Here is a 22,946-nt window from a genome sequence, read left to right as displayed (position 1 = left end):
CGGAAGTGCCTTTCGGTCTATCAAAGATCAGAATGTATAGGTTTTAATTATCAAATGACGGGTGACTTCTATTTGTCATGAAGCGGGCAAACCGGCTCGAAATGCCTCTATGGCGGCAACCGTACCCATGTCTTTTTGCCAGACTGCAAAGTGGTTTGCGTTGAGGTTCGCGTCTTCGATCCTGACACCGACACAACCGTCGCGCTCGGTGATTTCCGCTTCCAGCGCGACACCGATACCCGAGCCGGATCTGACCAGCGTTGCGATCGACCCCCACGAGCCAAGAGCGAGTGCGGTCTTGGGTCTTGTCCCGGCAAGCGTGGCAGCGGCTTCGAACAGCCTGCGGGTACCGGAACTTCCTTCGCGTTGGAGGAGGGGGAGCTCGGCGACGTCTTTCCAGGAAGCGCTCTCCTTTTTCGCCAGCGGGTGTTCGGGAGGAACCGCCAGGACAATGCGTGTCTTCAGGATCAATTCGCCTTCGAGGCCTGCCGGAATTTCGCGCCCGGTAATGAAGCCGATATCGAGAGAGCCTGTTTCGATCAGGTTGATGATGTCCTGGCTTGCAAGGGCGCGGGCCTCGATCGAGATGGTCGGGTGTTTCGCCATGAAGGCCGAGATGATCGGGATGGCAAGCTGATAGGTTGAATAGCCAATCCTGAGTTCACCAGCCGCCAAGGCGCGGTGGTGAGACAGCTCGGTTTCCAGATCACCTGCCAATGCCAGCAAGGCCCTGATGCGGGGTAATAGAGCGACCAGAGCCGGCGTCGCGGAAACTGAATATCCGGACTTTACCAGCAGTTTTGTCTTGAAGCGGCTTTCCAGACCCTGAATGTGATTGGAGATGGAGGGTTGGGAGACGCCGATTTCCTTCGCCGCATCTGTGAAGCTTCCGGTGCGCACCACAGCTTCCAGCGCTCGCAGTTGCGCCAGGCTGAGGTTTCCTGTGGTGCGGGCCTGTTCCCTTTTCACCGGGCTTCAGGCCGTCAAATTGGCGACGGGCGCGCGGCAGATACCTGTCTGTTCCAGGTGGTGAGCGACACGAAGCGCCAGATCCTCGCGCCAGGCAGGGGCGATCACCTGAACACCGATCGGCAATGTCGCCCCTTCCTGCCAGACCGGTACCGTCACCGCGGGAAGGCCGATGAAGGAGATTGGCTGGGTAAACAGGCCGATGTTGGGCCGGGCCGGCATGGTCTCGCCGCCGATCGTGAAGGTCTTGGTACCTGACGGCAGGGCCGGGAAGGGGGTCGCCGGGGCCAGAAGAACATCGACATTCTCGAAGATCTTGCGGAAGAGGTCGCGAAACCAGCTCCGGAAGCGTTGGGCCTGCTGGACCCAGATTGCCGGTACCATGGTTCCCGCCAGGAAGCGGTCACGCGTTTCCGGGTCAAAGTCCTGCGGCCGTTCCAGGATACGGCCGAGATGCAGGGTAGAGCCTTCGGCCGCCGTGATGACATAGGCAGCGGCGCGGGCCCGGGCAGCTTCCGGAATGTCAATCTCAAGGCTTGCCCCAAGCGCCTTGGCGACAAGATCCACTGCATTCAGGGCGTCCGGCAGGGCCTTGTCGCGGAAATAGCCACCTGCCACGGCAATGCGCAGCGGGCCGATATCTTCCTGCAGCCGGTTATGGGTCTCGATTTCCGGATGGTTTGCCTGGGCCGGGTCCGCGGGGTCGTGGCCCTGCAGGACGTCAAAGATCAGGGCAAGATCTTCTGCCGATCGTGTGAGTGGGCCTAGGTGATCGAGACTGCCGACAAACGGATATGTGCCTGCACGGCTGAGACGGCCATAGGTCGGTTTCAAGCCGAACAGGCCGCAGAACGAGGCCGGCACGCGGATGGAGCCATTGGTATCGGAGCCCATTGCCAGCGGCACCATGCCGGCAGCCGTTGCCGCGGCAGATCCGGAGGAAGACCCCCCGGTCATATGACCCGTATCATGAGGATTGCGGCAGATGCCGTCGTGTGCGCTTTCTCCGGTAAAATCATAGGCGTATTCGCCCATGTGGGTCGCGCCGACCAGAACTGCGCCAGCGTCCTTCAGCTTGCGGACCAAAGTCGCATCGGCAGAAGCAGGCGGGTTTTCGCGATTGATCTTCGCGCCGGCGCGGGTTGTCAGGCCTTCGACATCATACAGGTTCTTGACCGCATATGGGACACCGGCGAGTGGCAGTGTTCGGCCCTCTGTAATCGCGTCATCGACAGCGCGCGCTTCAAGAAGTGCACGCTCCCCCAGAACGTCGGTAAAGGCGTTGACCGTCGGATTGAGACGTTCAATGGTCTCGAGAGATGCGTAGGCAACTTCCAGAGCCTTGATGTCGCCGCTGTTGACGGCTGTGGCCGTCTGAGCCGCCGAGCGGGTGTTCAGTTTGCTGTTGTCCTGGCTCATGGAACAAAGACCGGTGCGGCTTCGGCGTGGTCTTCCAGCGGAAAATCCAGGACGGCTTCGGCAGCTTTCTCGATCGCGGCGATATGCATTTCCACAACAGGGCGCCAATCTTCTTCGATCGTCAGCCCCAACATCTTTTCCATGTGGGCCACATGCGCCTTCGGCTCAAACGTGTCCGCCATCCCGCTTTCCTTCATCCTGAATTTTCCCGGTGCATCATTCTAAGGCTGTGGGGTTCTGTCCAGAGGAGAAATCTTCTTTTGGTTCCGTCTTTCGCAAGTCCGGTTTCAAGCGCTCCAGGGTGACTTCCGAATGTCTCCACAGGACGGCGTTGTTGCGGCGCAGCATTTTTGTTGCATAAAAAATAGCCCTGCGCATAATGGCGGCATGAGCGGCGGGCTTTCCATTCTGGTTATAGATGACAACAAGATCCGTGCCTCGATCATCGAGCAGGGATTGCACGATGCCGGGCACGATAGGGTCATTCTTGTTCACCAGATGGAAGGTCTGGTTCGTCAGATCGCCGACATCAATCCGGATGTGATTGTCATCGATCTGGAAAACCCGAATCGCGACCAGCTGGAACACATGTTTCAGGTGTCGCGTGCGGTGCGGCGACCGATTGCGATGTTCGTCGACAAGTCGGACAGCCATTCCATAGAGGCCGCCGTCGATGCGGGGGTGTCGGCCTATATCGTCGACGGGCTCAAGCGGGAGCGGGTCAAATCGATCCTTGATATGGCGATCAGCCGCTTTCGTGCGTTTTCCAGGCTGACAGAGGAGCTGGAGGAAGTGCGCTCTGAACTTGCAGACCGGAAAACCATCGATCGGGCCAAGGGCATCCTGATGAAATCCAAGGGGCTCAGCGAGCAGGAGGCCTATGACCTGTTGCGTCGTACGGCCATGAACCAGAGCCGGAAGATCATTGATGTGGCGCAGAGCCTGGTGATCGCCAGCGGACTTCTGGGAGACTGACGCGATGACAACAAAAAACACCGAGTGGGGAGAAGCGGCCAACCAGGGGACAGGAAGATCATGGATACGAACTTGAAGCCTGTTATCGCCGGATTTATCCCGCTTCTGGACAGTGCCGTTGTCGTGGCTGCTGCCGAACTCGGTTTTGCCGAGCAGGAAGGCATCGCGCTGAAGCTGATCCGCGAAACATCCTGGGCCAATATTCGAGACAGGATTTCGGTCGGTCATTTCGACGTGGCGCATATGCTCGCCCCGATGCCGATTGCATCCAGCCTCAACCTGACCAGTCTAGCCGTGCCCATGCTGGCGCCCATGCTTCTGGGGCTAGGTGGCAACGCAATTACGGTTTCCAACGCACTCTGGGCGGACATGTCGGCTGTCGGAGCCGATCCGGAAGGCGATCCGACGTCGACTGGTGCGGCGCTCGCGCGGGTGATTGCCGACCAGCAGGAGGCGGATGCGCCGCTGCTTCATTTCGGGGTCGTGCACCCGTTTTCAGGCCATGCCTATGAATTGCGCTACTGGCTAGCCGCCGCCGGAATTGATCCAGACCGGGATGTCGAGATTACCGTACTGGCGCCGCAGGTCATGGCGGATGCCCTGGCCGCCGGCCAGCTCGATGGATATTGCGTTGGCGAGCCCTGGAACACGGCTGCGGTCGACGCCGGAACGGGGCGCATAGCAACCTACAAACAGGCCATCTGGCCGGACAGTCCGGAAAAAGTGCTGGGCGTGACGCGCAAATGGGCCGAAGCCAACCCGGAAACGCTGGCCGCGCTGATGCGTGCCTTTTCGGCAGCCGCCGACTGGTGCGCCGATCCGAAGAACAATGCCGAGCTGGCCGACATGCTCGCAAGGCCGGACCTTCTGGCTTGCCCCGCTGAAATCTGCCTTGCAGCGCTATCGGGCCGCATCAGGCTGGGCCCGGTCTCGGTGAAGAACGTTCCGGACTTCCTGACCTTCTCGGGTGGGCTCAAGGCAGCGCCAATGCCGGTTCATGGCAAATGGTTCTACGAGCAGATGGTTCGCTGGGGGCAGGTGGAGCGTTCGCGAGAGGCGGAAAGCGAAGTTGAAAAGGTCTTTTCTCCGACCGCCTATCTGGAGGCTCTGGAGCTGACCGGCGAAGCGACAGACATGACCATCGAAATGTTTGACGGCGCCCGTTTTTGACTTCCGAGACAGCTCGCCTGGCGCCGGGGCAGTCTGGTTGCGTTGCACAAAATTCGTTCAGTTGCCTGCAAGCTTCGATGATCAAATATGCAGCTTGAGCATATGGTCAAAATTTTCACAAAGAATAAGTATCTGTAAATAAAGAGAAAAGCCAATTTCTTCAAATTGGCACAGTTCGTGCTTTTAAGCAGGTGAGGCCGACGCTGGCCTACCAGATATCGCACCCACTGCCGGGTGCACAGGCAAAGCCGCCGATCTGAACCGCATGGGAATTCCTCCCGTCATGCGGTTCGGTCGGCGGCTTTTTTATTGCTCCTGTGCCCGGCTGAAGAGGGCGCAGGACGAACGAGGGACAGGACGCGACAATGAAAAAGACCCTGAATATTACCCGCCGGACCGCATTTGGCGCCCTGATGGCAGCCACGGCACTTGTGTCCGCATCCAGCGCCTATGCCGAGATGCTGGATGTCGAAAAGGACGAACTCACCTTCGGCTTCATCAAGCTGACGGACATGGCTCCGCTCGCGGTTGCCTATGAGCTCGGCTATTTCGAAGAAGAAGGCCTTTTCGTCACCCTGGAGCCGCAGGCCAACTGGAAGGTTCTGCTCGACCGGGTCATCACGGGCGAACTGGATGGGGCGCACATGCTGGCCGGACAGCCGCTGGCGGCCACCATCGGTTTCGGCACGAAGGCACACATCGTGACGCCGTTCTCCATGGATCTCAACGGCAACGGCATCACCGTTTCCAACGAGATCTTCGAGATGATGAAGCCGCACCTGGAAATGCAGGACGACGGCAAGCCGGTTCACCCGATCAAGGCAACCGCCTTGAAGCCGGTCGTCGACAAGTTCAAGTCCGAAGGCAAGCCGTTCAACATGGGCATGGTCTTCCCCGTCTCCACCCATAACTACGAACTGCGCTACTGGCTGGCATCCGGCGATATCAACCCGGGCTTCTATTCCAGTTCGGATATCTCCGGCCAGATCCAGGCAGACGCTCTGCTGTCGGTCACTCCGCCTCCGCAGATGCCTTCAACGCTGGAGGCCGGCACCATCTATGGCTATTGCGTCGGCGAACCCTGGAACCAGCAGGCAGTCTTCAAGGGCATCGGCGTTCCGGTCATCACCGATTACGAGATCTGGAAGAACAATCCGGAGAAGGTCTTCGGTCTGACGCAGGAATTTACCGAAGAATATCCGAACACCACGCTTGCGCTTACCAAGGCGTTGATCCGCGCGGCCAAGTGGCTGGACGAGAACGACAACGCCAATCGTATGGAAGCCGTCGAGATCCTGTCCCGCTCGGAGTATGTCGGTGCGGACGCTGAAGTGATCGCCAACTCCATGACCGGCACCTTCGAATATGAGAAGGGCGACAAGCGAGACGTTCCCGACTTCAACGTCTTCTACCGCTACTTCGCCACCTATCCCTACTATTCCGACGCCGTCTGGTACCTGACCCAGATGCGCCGCTGGGGGCAGATTTCCGAGTACAAACCCGATAGCTGGTACGACGAAGTCGCGCGGTCGGTATATCGCCCGGACATCTATCTGAAAGCCGCAGAAATGCTGGTCGAGGAAGGGCATGTGGCCAAGGAAGACTTCCCCTGGGAAACGGACGGCTACCGCGCTCCAACCCCGTCGGCGGACATCATCGACGGCATTCCCTACGACGGCAAGCAGCCGAACGCCTACATCGACAGCCTTCCGATCGGCCTGAAAGGCAAGCAGGTGGTCGACGGCAACCAGGTCGTGGGCGGCTGATCTTCCCCAAACTTGAGCGGCGGTCTGCAGCCCCGCCGCTCGTTTTTCTCATTCGACACGAACCGACAGAATTCGAACAAGGATTGACGACATGGCCAATGCCGATACCGCAGGCAGTCAGGACCTTGCCCGTGCCGCACGCCGGGAAAAGCTCTTCACACGGATCAACAAGGCCGCCGGCTGGCTGGATGCGCTCGGTCTTTCCTGGACCGTGCCGCTCCTGAAAATTGCCGCAGGCGACAGCCCGAAGGAGCAGCTGGGGGAACTCAAACGCGTTCTCGTGATTCCTCTTCTGGGCATCATCGCCTTTCTCGTCCTCTGGGGAGCGCTGGCGCCCCAGGTGCAGACATCCCTGGGCGCAGTTCCCGGGCCGGCGGCCGTCTGGAGCCAGGCGGTCAACCTCTGGGACGATCATGAGCGCGAGCGTGACAAGGCCGCTGCCTTCTACGATCGCCAGGAACAACGCAACGCCAAATACGAAGCTGAAGGCAAGACCGACAAGATCAAGTGGCGCGACTATACCGGCAAGCCGACCTATATCGACCAGATCGGCACCTCGCTGAAAACCGTCGGCCTCGGGTTCCTGATCGCAACGCTGATTGCCGTGCCGCTTGGCATTGCCTCCGGTCTGTCGCGCTCCTTCAACGGCGCTATCAATCCGCTGATCCAGATCTTCAAGCCGGTGTCGCCGCTGGCATGGTTGCCGATCGTCACGATGATCGTTTCGGCAACCTATGCCGATCCTGTCGACTGGCTGTCTAAATCCCTGTTGATCTCCGCCGTCACCGTGACGCTCTGTTCCATGTGGCCGACCCTGATCAACACCGCGCTGGGTGTGGCCTCGGTCGACAAGGACCTGATGAATGTCGGCCGTGTTCTGCAGCTGCCGACCTGGAAGACCGTTACCAAGCTGGTTCTGCCGTCCTCTCTGCCGCTGATCTTCACCGGGCTGCGCCTGTCGCTGGGTGTGGGCTGGATGGTGCTTATTGCGGCAGAAATGCTGGCGCAAAACCCGGGGCTCGGGAAATTCGTCTGGGACGAATTCCAGAACGGTTCTTCCCAGTCGCTCGCAAAGATCATGGTCGCAGTCCTGACCATCGGCATCATCGGCTTCATGCTCGACCGGCTGATGTTTGCCCTGCAGCGCGCCTTCACATTCTCGGCCAATCGCTAAGGAGACGGATATGTCCTTTCTGGAAATTTCCGGCGTCTCCAAATCCTATGGCGAAAATGCCACCCGGACGGATGTGCTGGACGATATCAATCTGAAAGTGGAAGAGGGCGAGTTCATTGCCATCGTCGGGTTTTCCGGCACCGGCAAGACCACGCTGATCTCCCTGCTGGCCGGTCTCATCGAGCCGGACAAGGGCGGCATCATCTTCAAGAACAAGGAAATTGACGGGCCGCACCAGGATCGGGGCGTCGTGTTCCAGTCCTATTCGCTGATGCCGTGGTTGTCGGTGTTCGGCAATGTGGCGCTGGCCGTCGACAGCGTTTTCAAGAAGAAGAGCACCGCAGAGCGCAAGGCGATCTGCGACAAGTACATCGAGATGGTCGGTCTGGGGCATGCCAGGGACCGCAAGCCGTCGGAACTTTCCGGTGGCATGCGTCAGCGCGTTGCCGTGGCACGGGCCCTTGCCATGCAGCCGGAACTTCTGTTGCTGGATGAGCCGCTGTCCGCTCTTGATGCCTTGACCCGCGCGAAGCTGCAGGACGAATTCGCCGCGATCTGCGACGAAGAGAAGAAGACCATCATTCTCATCACAAACGATGTCGATGAGGCAATCCTTCTAGCAGACCGGATCATACCCCTGAAGCCCGGCACACCGGCAACGCTCGGTCCGGAGTTCAAGGTGTCGTTTCAGCGGCCACGCGATCGCGGTGAACTCAATCACGATGACGACTTCATTCGGCTGCGTGCCGAAGTCACCGAATACCTGATGGAAGCAGGTGCCGAGCGTGGCGCTGATCTGGAACGGGAAATCGTTCTGCCGGACATCGTTCCGATTACCCAGCGTCCGAAGCCTGCCGACAAGCTTCCGGCGGCCTATGAGCGGGCATCGGAATCCGCGGTTCAGGACCGTTATCTCGACTTCTCTCAGCTCAAGAAGGTCTACCCGACGCCGAAGGGGCCGCTGACGGTTGTCGACGGTTTCGATCTGAAAATGAAGAAGGGCGAGTTCATCACCCTGATCGGCCATTCCGGCTGCGGAAAGTCGACGGTCCTGTCCATGGTGGCCGGTCTCAACAAGATCACCGAAGGTGCCATCGTACTGGACGGCACTCATGTGACGCAGGCCGGTCCGGACCGTGCCGTCGTTTTCCAGGCGCCGAGCCTGATGCCTTGGCTGACAGCTTACGAGAATGTCGAGCTTGGGGTCGACAAGGTCTATCCGGATGCGTCCAGGGCCGAAAAGCGGGACGTGATTGAATATTACCTCGGCAAGGTCGGTCTGTCGGACGCCATGCAAAAGGCTGCTTCGGAGCTTTCCAACGGCATGAAGCAACGCGTCGGCATTGCACGGGCCTTTGCCCTGTCGCCGAAGCTTCTGCTGCTGGACGAACCCTTCGGCATGCTCGACAGCCTGACCCGCTGGGAGCTGCAGGACGTCCTGATGGACGTCTGGAAACGCACCCAGGTGACGGCCGTCTGCGTCACGCATGATGTCGACGAGGCCATCCTGCTCGCCGACCGGGTGGTGATGATGTCGAACGGGCCCAATGCCCGCATCGGCAACATCATGGAAGTGGACCTGCCACGGCCGAGGTCGCGCAAGGAGCTGCTCGCCCACCCGGATTACTACGCCTACCGCGAGGAGCTTCTGGACTTCCTGGAAGCCTATGAAGGCGGCGCGGACCCGAGCGAAGACCAGTTGAAATCCATTCAGGAAAAGCGGGCCGCACGGATGGCCCGTCAAACCGCGGCAGCCGAAGCAGCCGAATGAAAGTCTGGAGAAAAGCCATGACAAAACAGAAACTTGTCATCGTCGGCAACGGCATGGCACCCGGGCGGATGCTCGAAAACCTGTTCGAAAAAGACAGGGATGCTTATGACGTCACCATTTTCAATGCAGAGCCGCGGGTCAACTACAACAGGCTGATGCTGTCGCCCGTACTGTCAGGCGAGAAGTCATACGAGGACATCATCACCCATGGCGACGACTGGTATGCCGAACATGGCGTGACGCTTCACAAGGGAGCCCGGGTTGCCGAGATCGACCGGGACGCGAAAACGGTGACCTCGGAAAACGGCGTCACCGCCTCTTACGACAAGCTGGTGATCGCGACGGGATCTTCCCCCTTCATCATTCCGCTTCCTGGCAAGGACCTGGACGGGGTTCTGACCTATCGTGATCTGGACGACGTGGAAAAGATGCTGGATGCGGCCAAACGCGGCGGTCGCGCTGTTGTTATTGGTGGCGGGCTCCTGGGTCTTGAAGCGGCGGCCGGTCTCAAGATGCAGGGCATGGACGTAACCGTTCTGCACCTGATGCCGACCCTGATGGAGCGCCAGCTCGACCCGGCTGCGGGGTTCCTGCTCGAAGCGGAATTCAAACGCCGCGGCATCGACGTGCGCACAAAGGCAAACAGTCATGAAATCCTGGGTGATGATGCAGGCAAGGTGAGGGGCATCCGCCTTGACGACGGCACCGAGATCGAAGCCTCGATCATCGTCATGGCCGTTGGCATCCGCCCGTCGGCCGACCTTGCCAGGGAGGTCGGGCTGGACGTCAATCGCGGTGTGCTGGTTAGCGATGACATGCGCACCAGCGATGCGGACATCTTCTCGCTCGGTGAATGCGTCGAACACCGTGGCATGTGTTACGGGCTTGTCGCGCCGCTTTATGAAATGGCGGGGGTGATTGCCGACAATCTGCTTGGTGCCTCTTCCGAATACACGGGCTCGGTCACCGCGACGAAGCTCAAGGTGACAGGTGTCGATCTCTATTCGGCAGGCGATTTTTCCGAAGGCGACGACCGGGAAGAGATCGTGCTGCGTGATGCGTCGGCCGGCGTCTATAAGCGCATCGTGCTGAAAGACAACAAGATCGTCGGTGCCGTTCTTTACGGAGAGACCTCCGACGGTCCGTGGTTCTTCGACCTCCTCAAAAAAGGTGCCGACGTCTCGGACATGCGCGAGACGCTGATCTTTGGTCAGGCTTACCAGGGAGGGTCCCCGCTGGACCCTACGGCGGCCGTTGCAGCCTTGCCGGATGATGCGGAAATCTGCGGCTGCAACGGCGTATGCAAGGGCAAGATCGTTACGACGATCAAGGAGAAGGGCCTGACGACCCTGGACGGTGTTCGGGCCCACACAAAGGCCTCGAACTCCTGCGGCACCTGCACGGGGCTGGTCGAGCAACTGATGCAGGTGACCTTGGGCGATGCCTATAACCCGGCGGCCGTGACGCCGATGTGCGGTTGCACGCAACTGGGCCATGACGAGGTCCGCCGCCTGATCAAGTCCAAGGAGCTGAAATCCATTCCGGCAGTGATGCAGGAACTGGAATGGACCACGTCCGGCGGCTGTGCCAAGTGCCGGCCGGCACTCAACTACTATCTGGTTTCCGACTGGCCGGATGAATATGCGGATGATTACCAGTCCCGTTTCATCAACGAGCGTGTCCACGCCAACATCCAGAAGGACGGCACCTATTCGGTGGTCCCGCGCATGTGGGGCGGGATGACCTCGTCCAAGGAACTGCGGGCGATTGCCGATGTGGTCGACAAGTTCAACATTCCGGCGGTGAAATGCACCGGTGGCCAACGCATCGACATGCTTGGCATCAGGAAGGAAGACCTGCCGGCAGTCTGGGCAGACCTCGGCAAGGCCGGGTTCGTTTCCGGGCAGGCCTACGCCAAGGGTCTGAGAACGGTGAAGACCTGCGTCGGCACGGACTGGTGCCGGTTCGGCACGCAGGATTCCACCGGTCTCGGCATCAAGCTGGAAAAGTTCATGTGGGGCTCCTGGACCCCGGCGAAGTTGAAGATGGCGGTGTCCGGCTGCCCGCGAAACTGCGCGGAAGCCACTTGCAAGGATATCGGCATCATCTGCGTCGACAGCGGTTACGAGATCCACTTCGCCGGAGCTGCCGGTCTCGACATCAAGGGCACGGAAGTTCTGGGCCTGGTGAAGACCGAGGATGAGGCGATCGAGCATGTTGCTGCGCTCACCCAGATGTACCGCGAGCAGGGCCACTACCTGGAGCGGATCTACAAGTGGGCGAAACGCATAGGTCTGGAGGAGATCCGTCGCCAGATCATGGACGATGAGGCGATGCGCGTGGCGTATTTCGACCGTTTCGTCTTCTCCCAGAAATTCGCCCAGGTCGACCCATGGTCGGAGCGTGTCTCCGGCAAGGACAAGCATGAATTCAAGCCGATGGCTGTTCTGACGAAGGAGGCTGCCGAATGACTGCCGACATCCGTAACTGGGTCCATATCGGCACCCTTGAAGACATTCCCAGGGAGGGAGCGCGGTGCGTGAAGAATGGCGACATGACCATCGCCATCTTCCGCACCGCCAAGGACGACGTCTTTGCGCTGGAAGACAAGTGTCCGCACAAGAACGGGCCTCTCAGTCAGGGCATTGTGCATGACGGATGTGTGACCTGCCCGTTGCACAACTGGGTGATCTCCCTGGAAACGGGAGCCGCGCAAGGAGCTGACGAAGGCCGCACGGCAGCTTTCCCCGTCCGGCTGGAGGACGGCCGGATCCTTGTCGACCTTTCCTATTCCCACGAAGCCGTCTGACCGGCCGAGCACTCTCGCGAAAGGAATTCAGATGTCATATGTAACGCCACAGGAATTTGCCACCAAGATGATCGACGCCGGTGAAGCGAAGATCTTCATGTCCACAAAGGACACGCTCATCCGGGCCTATATGGCAGGCGCCATCCTTGCCCTTGCCGCCGCCTTCGCCGTGACCATCGCCGTCAATACCGGTAATTTCCTGGTCGCCTCGATCCTGTTCCCGGTCGGCTTCTGCATGCTCTATCTGCTCGGCTTCGACCTTCTGACGGGCGTGTTCACGCTGGCGCCACTGGCCGTGATCGCTAAACGTCCGGGCTGCACCTGGGGCGGTGTGTTCCGGAACTGGGGCCTGGTCTTTACCGGCAACTTTGCAGGTGCCCTGACCACGGCGGTGTTCATGGCGATCATCTTCACCATGGGTTTCAGCCAGGAACCGAACGCCGTCGGCCAGAAGATTGGCCAGATCGGTGAAACCCGGACGCTCGGCTATGCCGCCGCCGGCTGGGCGGGACTGCTGACGGTCTTTATCCGCGCAGTGATGTGCAACTGGATGGTTTCGACCGGTGTCGTGGCCGCGATGATGTCGAACTCTGTCTCCGGCAAGATCATGGCGATGTGGATGCCGATCCTGGTGTTCTTCTATCTCGGCTTCGAGCACTCCATCGTGAACATGTTCCTGTTCCCCTCGGGCATCATGCTCGGCGGCAACTTCACCTGGTTCGACTACTTTGCCTACAACGAAATTCCGGTTGTTGTCGGCAATCTGGTCGGCGGGCTGACCTTCGTCGGCGGCATGATCTACGCCACCCACTACAAGACGTCGCCATCCCGCAAAGCAGGCTACGAAAAGGCGCCGGTCGCAGCGCCTGCCGAATAAGTGCGACGCTCCGCCGTCACTGGCGGCGGAGCGTCTTTTCCCGAGGAGCCTTTTCCCGTGCTGATGCAAGTCCGCCATACCACCTTGAGCGTCGAAACCGGCCAGTATTCGTCTGCCGGACGGAAAGCCCTGAACCAGGACTTTCATGGCGCCATGGTGCCGGACGGCCCGGCCCTGGTGCACAAGGGCATCGCACTTGCTGTCGCGGACGGCATTTCCTCCAGTCCGGTTGCGCATGTCGCAGCCGAAACGGCCGTCAAATCCTTTCTCTCCGATTACTATTGCACCTCTGAAGCCTGGACAGTGAAGACCTCTGCCGTTCGGGTGATCTCTGCCGCCAATTCGTGGCTTTTCAGCCAGACGAAACAGGTCGACGATCTCGACAGGGGCCATGTCTGCACCTTTTCTGCCCTGGTCCTGAAGGGGCGTAAGGCACATCTCTTCCATGTCGGTGACAGCCGCATCTGGCGTCTTTCCGGCCAGAGCCTGGAACAGCTGACGGAAGACCACACTGTCCGGATTTCCGAACAAGAGAGTTATCTCGGCAGAGCTCTGGGGGTCGGGCAATCTGTCGATATCGATTATGCCGTGTTCGATCTTCGTCCGGGCGATCTGCTTGTTCTCACGACGGATGGCGTCCATGGCTTCTTGCGGGCTAAGGATATGGCCGACGCCGTGCTGGCTGGCGAAGTTCTCGACCAGACAGCCAGGACACTTGTCGAAAAGGCGCTGGCTGCAGGCAGCAACGATAATCTGACCGTTCAGATCGTGCGGGTGATCGACATTGCGGAACCCGGTGCAGATGATCTCTTGAACGGGGAAGGCACCTTGCCACCGGCGCCGCTGCCGAAGGTGCCTGGCACCCATGAAGGGTTTCGTTTGATGCGCGGCCTGCACGCCACCAGCCGCAGCCACATCTATCTGGCGGAAAATGAAGAAACCGGCGAACCGGTGGCGCTCAAGTTTCCGTCGCTCGATTTACGCGGAGAGGAAGACTATCTGCGCCGGTTCGCGCTGGAGGAGTGGGTTGCACGCCGGATTTCATCGCCGCATGTGTTGAAGGCTTCCACCTATCCGCAGGGCCGTCAGACGCTTTTTCTGGCAACGGAATTTGTCGAAGGCCAGACGCTTCGCCAGTGGATGATCGACAATCCTCACCCCAGCCTTGAGACCGTGCGCGGGATTCTGGAGCAGGTGGCCAGGGGATTGATGGCCTTCCACCGCAAGGAAATGGTCCATCAGGACCTGCGGCCGGAAAACATCATGATCGACACGTCCGGCACGGTAAAAATCATCGATTTCGGGTCGGTGCGGATCTCCGGCGTGATGGAAGCCGCTCCTTCGCTCGACAAGGGTGAGATCCTCGGCACTCACCAATATACCGCGCCAGAGGTGTTTCTCGGCTACCTCGGGACTGAGTACAGCGACCAGTTTTCACTCGGTGTGATCGCCTATGAAATGCTGACCGGGCGTTTGCCCTATGGTGCGGCCGTTGCCAGGGCAACCAGTGAGCGGGCTCAGGCTGCACTGCGCTATCGCAGTGCGACAGCTGTCACGGAACGAGTGCCGGACTGGGTCGATGGTGCGCTATGCCGCGCGGTTCATCCCGTGCCGGGCAAGCGCTACGAAGCGCTGAGCGCCTTCCTGGAAGATCTTCGTCGCCCGAACCCGGCCTTCAGTTCAGATCGTTTTGTCCCTCTGGCGGAACGGGATCCGGTCCGCTTCTGGCAGATCGTCTCTGCTGTTCTCGCGGTGCTCTGCGCCATCCTCTTGTTTCAACTCTTCGGCAATTCATAGGAGATTTTCATGTCCGCTCTTACCCGTGAAGACGTTACCAGCATGATCCTGTCGGCGAAGCGCCAGGCGGGGCTCACATGGGAAGGCATTGCCGAAGCGATCGGCATGTCGCCTGTCTGGACCCATTCGGCGGCCATGGGCATGAACGCCATGCCGGAAGACAAGGCGAAGGCAATCACGGAGACACTCGGTCTGCCGCAGGAAGCGGCTCTGGTTCTGCAGGAGAGCCCCACAAAGATCTGGTCGCAGACCGTGCCGACGGATCCATGCATCTACCGTCTTTATGAAATCGTCGGTGTCTACGGCCCGACAATCAAGGCTTTGATCCATGAGAAATTCGGCGACGGCATCATGTCGGCCATCGATTTCGACATGTCGGTAACCCGTGTTGAGAACCCCAAGGGAGACCGGGTGAAGATCGAGATGTCGGGCAAATACCTTGGCTACAACGCCTGGTAAATCAACAACCGGGATTGATGGCATGACCGAACAAGAAAAAACAATCCGGACCACCTGTCCCTATTGCGGTGTCGGCTGCGGCGTCCTCGCGACCCGGCACCCGGACGGGACGGTGACTGTTGCAGGTGACCCCAAGCACCCATCCAATTTCGGCCGGCTGTGTTCCAAGGGTTCGGCCCTTGGAGAAACGCTTTCGCTGGATGACAGACTGCTCTATCCGGAAATCGACGGCGAACGCGCCAACTGGAATGACGCGCTCGATCTTGTCGCGCGCAACTTTCAGGATGCCATTCGGGAACATGGACCAGATAGCGTTGCGTTTTATGTGTCCGGCCAGATCCTGACCGAAGACTATTACGTCGCCAACAAACTGATGAAAGGGTTCATCGGTTCGGCGAATATCGACACCAATTCCCGCCTTTGCATGGCATCTTCGGTTGCCGGGCACCGGAGGGCATTCGGCTCGGACACGGTTCCGGGAACCTATGAAGATCTTGAACTGGCAGACCTTGTTGTGCTGGTCGGCTCCAATCTCGCCTGGTGTCATCCGGTCCTGTTCCAGCGTCTTGAAGCGGCCAAGGCTGCCAACCCGGCGTTGCGGGTGGTCGTAGTGGACCCGCGCAAGACAGCGACCTGCGCCATCGCCGATCTGCACCTGCAATTGAAGCCCGACACGGACGTTGCCCTCTTTAATGGGCTGCTCGCCTTTCTGGCGGAAGCGTTTGTCGTGAATGACAGCTATGTCAATCGCTTCACTCAAGGACTTGAGAAGGCAGTTGAGGCTGCAGGACCCTGCGAGATCGGCCAGATCGCCGAAAAGACCGGCCTGTCACGCCAGGACATCGCGCTCTTCTACAAGATGTTTGCCCGCACGGAAAAGACGGTCACCGTCTATAGCCAGGGTGTCAATCAGTCAGTCGTCGGGACTAACAAGGTCAATTCCATCGTCAACACACATCTGGCAACTGGACGGATCGGAAAGCCCGGCATGGGCCCTTTTTCCGTCACGGGTCAGCCGAACGCCATGGGCGGCCGGGAAGTCGGCGGACTGGCCAATATGCTCGCCGGCCACATGGCTTTGGAAAATGCCGAGCACCGCGGGATCGTGCAGGATTTCTGGCAAAGCCCGGTCGTGGCTGATCGCTCCGGCTTGAAAGCTGTTGAGCTTTTCAAGGCCGTGCGGGAAGGCCGGATCAAGGCGCTCTGGATCATGGCGACAAGCCCGGTGGACAGCCTGCCGGATGCAGATGGCGTGGCAGAAGCCCTGGAAGCATGTCCCTTTGTTGTCGTTTCGGAAGTAACGCGGGCAGCCGACACGGTTCCTTATGCGAACGTGTTGCTGCCTGCAGCTGCCTGGGGTGAAAAGGACGGAACGGTTACCAACTCCGAGCGCCGGATCTCAAGACAGCGTGCGTTCCTGGAGCTTCCCGGCGAGGTTCGCCCCGACTGGTGGCACCTGAGCGAAGTCGCAAGACGCATGGGCTTTGCCGGGGCCTTTTCCTATGAAGGGGCTGCGGCGATTTTCCGTGAGCATGCGGAGCTTTCGGGCTATCGGAACGAAGGCAGCCGGGATTTCGATATCGGCGCTTATCGGGACGTGACCGATGCCGCTTTCGATGCCCTGGAGCCCTTTCAGTGGCCGCAACCGGCGGGGATGCCACCGGCCGATACGAGGTTCTTTGCCGGAGGTGGGTATTTCACGGAAAGCGGCAAGGGACAGTTCGTGCCTGTCGTTTTCAAGGCTCCGCGGCAAACAGAGCGCCGCTATCCGTTCTCCCTGAATACGGGCCGGATCCGCGATCAGTGGCACACCATGACGCGCACCGGCAAGACGCCGCGCCTGACCGCGCATTTCGCCGAACCTTTTGCCGAACTCAACCCGATCGATGCCGAAAAGCTCGGGATCGACCCGGCAGACCTGGTGACGGTCAAAAGCCCTTATGGAGCCGTGGTGGTGCGGGCGCTGCTGACAGACCGGGTCGCCCCGGGAGAAGTCTTCGTGCCGATGCATTGGACCGACCAGCTTGCATCGAAAGCCCGCATCGATGCGGTCATGGCGCCTGAGACAGACCCCCATTCCGGACAGCCCGGATCCAAGTTCACGCCTGTGGCGGTGGCAAAAGCGAAAATGGCCTGGTTCGGTTTTGCCGTCTTGCGCCAGCGACCGGAGAAAATCGCTGCCGACTACTGGGCCCTTGCTCCTGTTCCTGGCGGTTACCGGCTTGAGTTCGCGGCGAAAGCCGATGCGGATTTCGCGGAAATCGCAGCTGCGTTGACCTCGTCCAGCAACGAGACGACCGATATATCGGACGGTGCCGCTGGCTGGAGACGTTTGGCCGAGTGGCGGGACGATGTGCTGCAGGCAGCGTTCTTCTTTTCCGCATCCCCGGTGGAAGTTTCGCGCCAATGGGCTTGCGGGCTTCTGGATGAGGGGCCCGTTTCGCCGCAGGAGCGGGCACGGGTTCTTGCCGGACGCGTGCCGGCCGACAGGCCGGATCCGGGGGCGCTTGTGTGCTCCTGCTTCCAGATCGGCTGCAACCAGATTGCCGAAGCCGCACGCTGCGGTGCGACGAGTGTCGGTGCAATCGGTGAAACACTGAAAGCCGGCACAAATTGCGGCTCCTGCCGCTCGGAAATCCAGACGCTTCTCGATGAAATTGCAAAGGAAAGCCTCGATGATGCCGACATTGCGCAAGCCAGCTGAGGTAAAGCGCCGGAGCCGTCCGGCACGCGTGGGGGCTCTTGCAAGCCTGCCGCTGTTCTTTCCGCTTGAAGGAAGAAAAGTCCTGCTGGCAGGCGGCACGGAAGCTGCCGCCTGGAAGGCGGAGCTGCTGGCCGCTGCCGGGGCAGACGTGCATGTTCATGCACAGGAGCTGGAGCCGGCTTTCGAGGCACTTCTTGCGGCCGGCAGCATCAAGGGGCGTTTCGTACATCACCGGTCCTGCTGGTCGCAGCAAGACTTCGAGGGCGCAGCCCTTGCGATTGCCGATGCAGAGAGTGACGAAGAAGCAGAAGCGTTTGTTTTGGCCGCGCGGCGCACGGGAGTTCCGGTCAATGTGATCGATAACCCCGCCTATTGCGACTTCCAGTTCGGGTCCATCGTCAACCGGTCACCGGTCGTGATCGGAATCTCGACCAATGGGGTCGCGCCGATCCTTGGCCAGGCGATCCGACGGCGGATCGAGACGCTGATGCCTGAAAGTCTGCAAGGATGGGCGCAGCTGGCAAACCGTTTGCGGGAAAAGACGCTTTCCCTGCTGGACGCAGGGGCACAGCGGCGCCGGTTCTGGGAGCGGCTCTCCGATCTTGCCTTCTCGGGCAGTTCGGCGCCTGAAGAGGAAGAGCATCTCGCCGAAGCACTTCTGGAGGACGCGAGGACGTCTGGCGCAGGCAAAGTTACCCTTGTGGGGGCAGGGCCGGGCGATGCCGAATATCTGACACTGAAAGCCGTGCGTGCGCTGCAATCGGCTGATGTCATTCTCTTCGATGATCTGGTCGATGACGCGGTTCTCGAACTTGCGCGTCGAGAAGCCAGGCGGATGCTCGTCGGAAAAAGAGGTGGCCGGGAAAGTTGCCGCCAGGAAGACATCAACGACATGATGGTTTTGCTGGCACGACAGGGCAAACACGTGGTGCGGCTCAAATGCGGAGATCCGATGATCTTCGGTCGTGGTGGCGAGGAGCTCGACCGTCTTGCTGCCGAAGGCATCCCGGCAACCGTTGTTCCCGGCATCACGGCGGCTTCTGCCATGGCGGCACGCCTGGGCGTTTCCCTGACGCACCGCGACCATGCTCAGTCGGTCAGGTTTGTCACCGGCCACTCGCGCAAGGGAGACTTGCCGGAAACCGTAGATTGGGCTGCGCTCACAGACCCGGCCACCACGACCGTTTTCTACATGGGGGCGCGCATGGCCGGTCGTATCAGAGACCGGCTTGTTGCCGAAGGCTTGTCCGCTGCGACCCCCGTCGTTGCCGTTTCGGGAATATCCCGCACCGACGAAAAGCGTTGGTCGGGAACGCTGGACGAACTTGAACGCGGTGTCGATTGGCTTGGACTGGAAGGTCCGGTCCTCATCGGAGTGGGGCAGGTCTTTCGGGCAACAGGCCGTCAGATCGGGCAAGGTGAAGGATTTGAATTCCATCAGGTCTTCTCTGTGCGAGGGGAAATAGCCGGAGCTGAAAATCGAGGCATTCGGACACTTGGCAAATCTGCAGCTATTTGATTTGTTTGAGCGGCAAATCAGCTGGTGATCCGAAGCACTGATGAATCGTTCCGAACAAATTTGCGCAGCCCTGCGCAGTGCCATCCTTGAGCGTGCCCTGTTACCGGGCATGAAATTGCCGGAAGATTCGCTGGGTGAGCGTTTCGGGTCGAGCCGGACGATCGTGCGCCAGGCACTGGAACGGCTCGCAGCGGAAGGCCTTGTCGAACTGCGACGGAACAGGGGAGCCGTTGTCGCAACCCCCAGCCTGGAAGAGGCGCGGGATCTGTTTGACCTGCGATGCCAGATCGAAGACCTCGTGGTGTCCCGGCTGAGCGCTGAATTCTCCCAGAAGCACCTTGATGCACTGAATGCGCATCTCGACAAGGAAATCGCCGCTGAAAAGGGACCAGAGCCTGTCTCCATACGGCTTGCCACGGAATTCCACATTCTCATGGCGCAGCTCACGGAAAGTCCGGTTCTGATCCGCTACGTGGAAGATGTCGGCTATAGATGCGGGTTGACGCTGGCGCTTTACTCGCGGCCGCATTCCACTGATTGCGGGATCCAGGAGCACCGGGAAATTATTGATGCTCTTTCCAAGGGCGATGAGGATCGGGCCAGAGATCTCATGCGACACCACCTGGGGGCCGTGGCTGACCGGGCGCTGATCAAGCCCGAAAACAAGGGGCAGGGCATCTATCTCGATGCCCTGGAACCTTACGTTCGCGCGGTTCGAGGAGACGACTAGGCTTCAATGCCCATGCGGGTGAGAATTCGCTCCGCGCTGTCGTTCCAGACATCCATCTTTGTGATCTTGCCGTCATGCACTTCGAACCGGTCGACATACCGGTTGCCTTCGAAGGCGGTTCCGTCCGGCCATTCACCGTAAAGCGTCCCGACAGAGTAGACGACAACCCCGTCCGCCCCGCGGGCAACGTCGAAACGGTCCATCTTCTTCTTCACCCACTTGTACCGCTTCGCGTTAAAGCCGGTCGGACCTGAGGGATGGTTGAATACCCGTCCGCCCGTAAACGTGATCGTCACATCGTCGGCAACGTATGTCGCAGCGAGATCCGGATCGGGTTTCATGGAAGCGTCGAGATATTCCCTGACGATCTGCGCTTCCTCGGGAAGAGTGTCTTTGTTTTCGTCCTGCATGGGGCGTCCTTTTCAAAATGGCCTTCCGGAGCATAAATCCTGTCCGGTTTTTTGCATGCAAGTTTTGTATGCAAAGATTGCATGCAATTTAAGCGAAATTCTGATGTCATCGAAGGTCTGCAAAGGCCGAAATTAGATAAGTAATTGAAATATATAGAGATCAGTAAACTGGCATCTGACTTGCTCTTGATGTGGCGTTCGGACGTGTCGTCCGGAAAACCAGAGGAGCCGTTCATGAAATCCGCTTGCAAATTTCCGAAGGTGACACGCCGAGTCCTGATGTCAGGTGCTGTCGGCCTCGCCCTGGCCACCAGCCTGCCGGCCTTCGCCGCCGATACAATCAAGATCGGCCTTGTTGCCGCGCTCAGCGGTCAGTCCGCCAAGTCCGGACAGGCAATTACACGTGGCCTGACCATCGCAATTGACGAGATCAACGAGAAGGGCGGTGTCCTTGGCAAACCGCTTGAACTTGTAAGCCGCGATGATGAAAGCAACCCGGGCAAGGGGCTTGTCGCCGCACGTGAGCTTGTCCAGCGCGAAGGCGTTGCGGCTCTGATCGGCGGTCTGGACACGCCGGTCTCCTTTGCAATCGTTCCCTTTGCAAACCAGTCAAAGGTGCCTTTTGTCGGCCCGTGGGCTGCAGGCACCGGCATCACCAAGAACGGCGCTGAAGAGAACTACATCTTCCGCGTCTCCGCCGTTGATGAATATGTCGATGAAGCGATCACCGAGTATCTGGTCACCAAATACGGCTCCAAGAAACCGGGCATGATCCTCATCAACAACCCATGGGGCGAGTCCAACGAGAAGGGGCTTTTGAAAGCGCTCGAGAAGCGCGGCATGGAGCATGCGGGTATCGAGAAGTTCGAGTCCAATGACGTCGATGTCGTACCGCAGCTCACGCGCCTCAAGGAAAACGGCGCGGATGGCCTGTTTGTGGTGGCGAACGTTGCCCCGACCGCACAGGTGGTGAAATCACTCGACCGGATGGGCTGGGATGTTGCCATGGCATCGCACTGGGGCCCGGCAGGCGGACGGTTCACGGAACTGGCCGGCAAGAGCGGCGAGAAGCTCCACTTCATCCAGACCTACCTGTTCCGGGAGGGCGATGCGAAGGGCGAGGCCATGTTCTCGAAGCTTCAGGAAAGCTTTCCCGAAATCAAGACCATGGCCGATGTGACACCCGCAACCGGTATCGCCAATGCCTATGACGCCATGCTTCTGCTGGCTGCTGCCATCGAGAAGGCCGGTTCCACCGATGGTCCTGCTATCCGACAGGCGATGTACGATATCGAGAACATCGAAGGCCTGATCAAGACCTACACCGACCCGTTCTCGCCGGAAGACCAGGATGCGATCGCGCCTGAAGACTATGTCTTCGCGCAGTTCGTCGAAGGCGAAATCATCCCGATCGAAGATTGATGATGTCACCTCCCGCGGCAGGCCCGCGGGAGGTTTCTTTCCTTTGAATTAGCCCTGATCCCGTTTCACCCGCCAGGACCTACCCATGACCCTCTTGATCGCCGCCCTTGTCACCGGCATTGGCCTTGGAAGCATGTACGGGCTGATCGCGCTCGGCTTTCAGATCACCTATTCCGTTTCTTCCACCGTCAATTTCGCGCAAGGCAGCGTTGTCATGCTGGGCGCGGTTCTGGGCTTTGTCTTTACCGAACGGCTCGGCTTGAACTGGCTGATCGCCTATCCGCTTGCGATCGCCTGCTGCGGCCTTTTTGGCGTGCTTGTTGAAATACTTCTGGTTCGTCCCTTCGTGGAACGCAATTCGGAGGCCTGGCTGATGGCGACCGTCGCGGGCGGCATCTTTCTCGACAACGCCGTTCTCTTCAGCTTCGGCAACGAACCGCGGACATTGTTTTCGCCTTTGGCGCAGACCACCTGGCAGTTCGCCGGCACGGGCATCTATCCGCAGCAACTGCTTATTCCGATTGCCGCCATCGGTGTTGCTCTGGCGCTGCACTTCCTGTTCCGCAAGACCTTGCAGGGCAGGGCGCTGCTTGCCGTCGTCCAGAACAATCAGGCAGCACGGCTCATGGGGATCAACACAACCATGATGGTGTCCGGTTCCTTTGCGATTTCGGCCATGCTTGCCGGATGTGCCGGTCTTTTGATCGCGCCGCTGTTTTCTGTGCATTCGGACATGGGAACGCTCTTTGGGCTCAAGGCCTTCGCGGTGGCAATCCTGGGCGGCATGACATCGGCAGCCGGCGTCATGCTGGCAGGCTTTCTCTATGGGGTGACGGAAGCCCTGGTAACGGCCTACCTGGGCTCATCTTCCACCTACATCGTTGTCTTTGCGCTGATCATCCTTGCACTGACATTGAAGCCGGACGGTCTCTTCGGTCGTCCCGCCGTAAAGAAAGTCTGAGGAAGAGCCGTGCC

At 59.6% G+C, this 22,946-nt stretch carries 19 protein-coding genes; 15 read left to right on the top strand and 4 right to left on the bottom strand.

Translation table 11 applies throughout. From position 1 onward, the window contains the following. Positions 1–75 precede the first annotated feature (75 nt). The 3 genes from J7447_RS28700 to J7447_RS28690 are packed head-to-tail and all read right to left on the bottom strand — an operon-like array spanning position 76 to position 2,570. Positions 76–969, bottom strand: coding sequence for a LysR substrate-binding domain-containing protein (locus J7447_RS28700; protein ID WP_209171602.1), 894 nt, complete (start codon positions 967–969; stop codon positions 76–78). Positions 970–975: 6 nt separating this feature from the next. Further along, entirely contained in the window at positions 976–2,388 is a 1,413-nt protein-coding gene (locus tag J7447_RS28695) for an AtzE family amidohydrolase (RefSeq protein WP_209171601.1), read from the bottom strand. Then, on the bottom strand, positions 2,385–2,570 hold the full coding sequence (locus J7447_RS28690) for a DUF4089 domain-containing protein (RefSeq protein WP_200863770.1): 186 nt from the start codon (positions 2,568–2,570) through the stop codon (positions 2,385–2,387). The genes J7447_RS28695 and J7447_RS28690 overlap by 4 nt, the downstream gene beginning before the upstream one ends. A 205-nt stretch (positions 2,571–2,775) precedes the next feature. Between J7447_RS28690 and J7447_RS28685 the strand changes: the two genes are divergently transcribed. The 13 genes from J7447_RS28685 to J7447_RS28625 all read left to right on the top strand — a co-directional run bounded on the left by J7447_RS28685 (position 2,776) and on the right by J7447_RS28625 (position 20,139). Continuing rightward, positions 2,776–3,363 carry an ANTAR domain-containing protein gene (locus tag J7447_RS28685; protein ID WP_023001117.1) on the top strand — a complete coding sequence of 196 codons (588 nt, stop codon included), beginning with the start codon at positions 2,776–2,778 and terminating at the stop codon, positions 3,361–3,363. Positions 3,364–3,423: 60 nt separating this feature from the next. Further along, positions 3,424–4,533, top strand: coding sequence for a CmpA/NrtA family ABC transporter substrate-binding protein (locus J7447_RS28680; RefSeq protein ID WP_023001118.1), 1,110 nt, complete (start codon positions 3,424–3,426; stop codon positions 4,531–4,533). A 365-nt stretch (positions 4,534–4,898) separates the two neighbouring features. Continuing rightward, positions 4,899–6,299: a CmpA/NrtA family ABC transporter substrate-binding protein gene (locus tag J7447_RS28675; protein WP_023001119.1), complete on the top strand. Its 1,401-nt coding sequence runs from the start codon at positions 4,899–4,901 to the stop codon at positions 6,297–6,299. A gap of 91 nt (positions 6,300–6,390) precedes the next feature. Next, on the top strand, positions 6,391–7,473 hold the full coding sequence (locus tag J7447_RS28670) for an ABC transporter permease (protein ID WP_023001120.1): 1,083 nt from the start codon (positions 6,391–6,393) through the stop codon (positions 7,471–7,473). Between the two features lie 10 nt (positions 7,474–7,483). After that, a complete protein-coding gene (locus tag J7447_RS28665; protein ID WP_152506372.1) occupies positions 7,484–9,244 on the top strand; it encodes a nitrate ABC transporter ATP-binding protein in 1,761 nt (586 codons plus the stop codon). A 17-nt stretch (positions 9,245–9,261) separates the two neighbouring features. Further along, complete coding sequence (nirB, locus tag J7447_RS28660) at positions 9,262–11,715, top strand: nitrite reductase large subunit NirB (RefSeq protein WP_209171600.1); 2,454 nt, start codon at positions 9,262–9,264, stop codon at positions 11,713–11,715. Beyond that, positions 11,712–12,053 (top strand): nitrite reductase small subunit NirD, encoded by a 342-nt coding sequence (nirD, locus tag J7447_RS28655; protein ID WP_023001123.1) that lies wholly within the window; start codon positions 11,712–11,714, stop codon positions 12,051–12,053. The genes nirB and nirD overlap by 4 nt, the downstream gene beginning before the upstream one ends. Positions 12,054–12,084: 31 nt before the next feature. After that, positions 12,085–12,930 carry a formate/nitrite transporter family protein gene (locus J7447_RS28650; RefSeq protein WP_055654787.1) on the top strand — a complete coding sequence of 282 codons (846 nt, stop codon included), beginning with the start codon at positions 12,085–12,087 and terminating at the stop codon, positions 12,928–12,930. 63 nt (positions 12,931–12,993) lie between these two features. Beyond that, entirely contained in the window at positions 12,994–14,727 is a 1,734-nt protein-coding gene (locus tag J7447_RS28645) for a bifunctional protein-serine/threonine kinase/phosphatase (protein ID WP_209171623.1), read from the top strand. A 9-nt stretch (positions 14,728–14,736) separates the two neighbouring features. Continuing rightward, positions 14,737–15,186, top strand: coding sequence for a cyanase (cynS, locus tag J7447_RS28640; RefSeq protein ID WP_152510545.1), 450 nt, complete (start codon positions 14,737–14,739; stop codon positions 15,184–15,186). 22 nt (positions 15,187–15,208) lie between these two features. Next, complete coding sequence (locus tag J7447_RS28635; RefSeq protein WP_209171599.1) at positions 15,209–17,890, top strand: nitrate reductase; 2,682 nt, start codon at positions 15,209–15,211, stop codon at positions 17,888–17,890. Beyond that, complete coding sequence (cysG, locus tag J7447_RS28630; RefSeq protein WP_209171622.1) at positions 17,865–19,409, top strand: siroheme synthase CysG; 1,545 nt, start codon at positions 17,865–17,867, stop codon at positions 19,407–19,409. Before J7447_RS28635 ends, cysG begins: the two co-directional genes overlap by 26 nt. A gap of 40 nt (positions 19,410–19,449) precedes the next feature. Further along, positions 19,450–20,139 carry a GntR family transcriptional regulator gene (locus tag J7447_RS28625; protein WP_023001129.1) on the top strand — a complete coding sequence of 230 codons (690 nt, stop codon included), beginning with the start codon at positions 19,450–19,452 and terminating at the stop codon, positions 20,137–20,139. Here the strand turns inward: J7447_RS28625 and J7447_RS28620 are convergent. Further along, positions 20,136–20,549: a nuclear transport factor 2 family protein gene (locus J7447_RS28620; protein ID WP_168688140.1), complete on the bottom strand. Its 414-nt coding sequence runs from the start codon at positions 20,547–20,549 to the stop codon at positions 20,136–20,138. The genes J7447_RS28625 and J7447_RS28620 overlap by 4 nt on opposite strands. Positions 20,550–20,783: 234 nt before the next feature. On the opposite strand from J7447_RS28620, the gene J7447_RS28615 reads away from it, so the two are divergent. Together J7447_RS28615 and J7447_RS28610 are read left to right on the top strand one after the other, a co-directional pair. Next, entirely contained in the window at positions 20,784–21,971 is a 1,188-nt protein-coding gene (locus tag J7447_RS28615; protein ID WP_055656609.1) for an ABC transporter substrate-binding protein, read from the top strand. An 85-nt stretch (positions 21,972–22,056) separates the two neighbouring features. Further along, positions 22,057–22,932, top strand: coding sequence for a branched-chain amino acid ABC transporter permease (locus J7447_RS28610; RefSeq protein ID WP_023001132.1), 876 nt, complete (start codon positions 22,057–22,059; stop codon positions 22,930–22,932). The last annotated feature ends 14 nt before the right edge of the window (positions 22,933–22,946 follow it).

Origin of the sequence: Labrenzia sp. R5_0 (assembly GCF_017743835.1) — a bacterium.
Taxonomy (GTDB): domain Bacteria; phylum Pseudomonadota; class Alphaproteobacteria; order Rhizobiales; family Stappiaceae; genus Roseibium; species Roseibium algicola.
Note: the sequence above shows the minus strand (reverse complement) of the source record. Positions and strands in the feature narration are given on the sequence as shown.

Coding starts and splice junctions, on each gene's coding strand:
- J7447_RS28695 (WP_209171601.1), bottom strand. CDS start 2,388: ATGAGCCAGGACAACAGCAAACTGAACACCCGCTCGGCGGCTCAGACG.
- J7447_RS28690 (WP_200863770.1), bottom strand. CDS start 2,570: ATGGCGGACACGTTTGAGCCGAAGGCGCATGTGGCCCACATGGAAAAG.
- J7447_RS28685 (WP_023001117.1), top strand. CDS start 2,776: ATGAGCGGCGGGCTTTCCATTCTGGTTATAGATGACAACAAGATCCGT.
- J7447_RS28680 (WP_023001118.1), top strand. CDS start 3,424: ATGGATACGAACTTGAAGCCTGTTATCGCCGGATTTATCCCGCTTCTG.
- J7447_RS28675 (WP_023001119.1), top strand. CDS start 4,899: ATGAAAAAGACCCTGAATATTACCCGCCGGACCGCATTTGGCGCCCTG.
- J7447_RS28670 (WP_023001120.1), top strand. CDS start 6,391: ATGGCCAATGCCGATACCGCAGGCAGTCAGGACCTTGCCCGTGCCGCA.
- J7447_RS28665 (WP_152506372.1), top strand. CDS start 7,484: ATGTCCTTTCTGGAAATTTCCGGCGTCTCCAAATCCTATGGCGAAAAT.
- nirB (WP_209171600.1), top strand. CDS start 9,262: ATGACAAAACAGAAACTTGTCATCGTCGGCAACGGCATGGCACCCGGG.
- nirD (WP_023001123.1), top strand. CDS start 11,712: ATGACTGCCGACATCCGTAACTGGGTCCATATCGGCACCCTTGAAGAC.
- J7447_RS28650 (WP_055654787.1), top strand. CDS start 12,085: ATGTCATATGTAACGCCACAGGAATTTGCCACCAAGATGATCGACGCC.
- J7447_RS28645 (WP_209171623.1), top strand. CDS start 12,994: ATGCAAGTCCGCCATACCACCTTGAGCGTCGAAACCGGCCAGTATTCG.
- cynS (WP_152510545.1), top strand. CDS start 14,737: ATGTCCGCTCTTACCCGTGAAGACGTTACCAGCATGATCCTGTCGGCG.
- J7447_RS28635 (WP_209171599.1), top strand. CDS start 15,209: ATGACCGAACAAGAAAAAACAATCCGGACCACCTGTCCCTATTGCGGT.
- cysG (WP_209171622.1), top strand. CDS start 17,865: ATGCCGACATTGCGCAAGCCAGCTGAGGTAAAGCGCCGGAGCCGTCCG.
- J7447_RS28625 (WP_023001129.1), top strand. CDS start 19,450: ATGAATCGTTCCGAACAAATTTGCGCAGCCCTGCGCAGTGCCATCCTT.
- J7447_RS28620 (WP_168688140.1), bottom strand. CDS start 20,549: ATGCAGGACGAAAACAAAGACACTCTTCCCGAGGAAGCGCAGATCGTC.
- J7447_RS28615 (WP_055656609.1), top strand. CDS start 20,784: ATGAAATCCGCTTGCAAATTTCCGAAGGTGACACGCCGAGTCCTGATG.
- J7447_RS28610 (WP_023001132.1), top strand. CDS start 22,057: ATGACCCTCTTGATCGCCGCCCTTGTCACCGGCATTGGCCTTGGAAGC.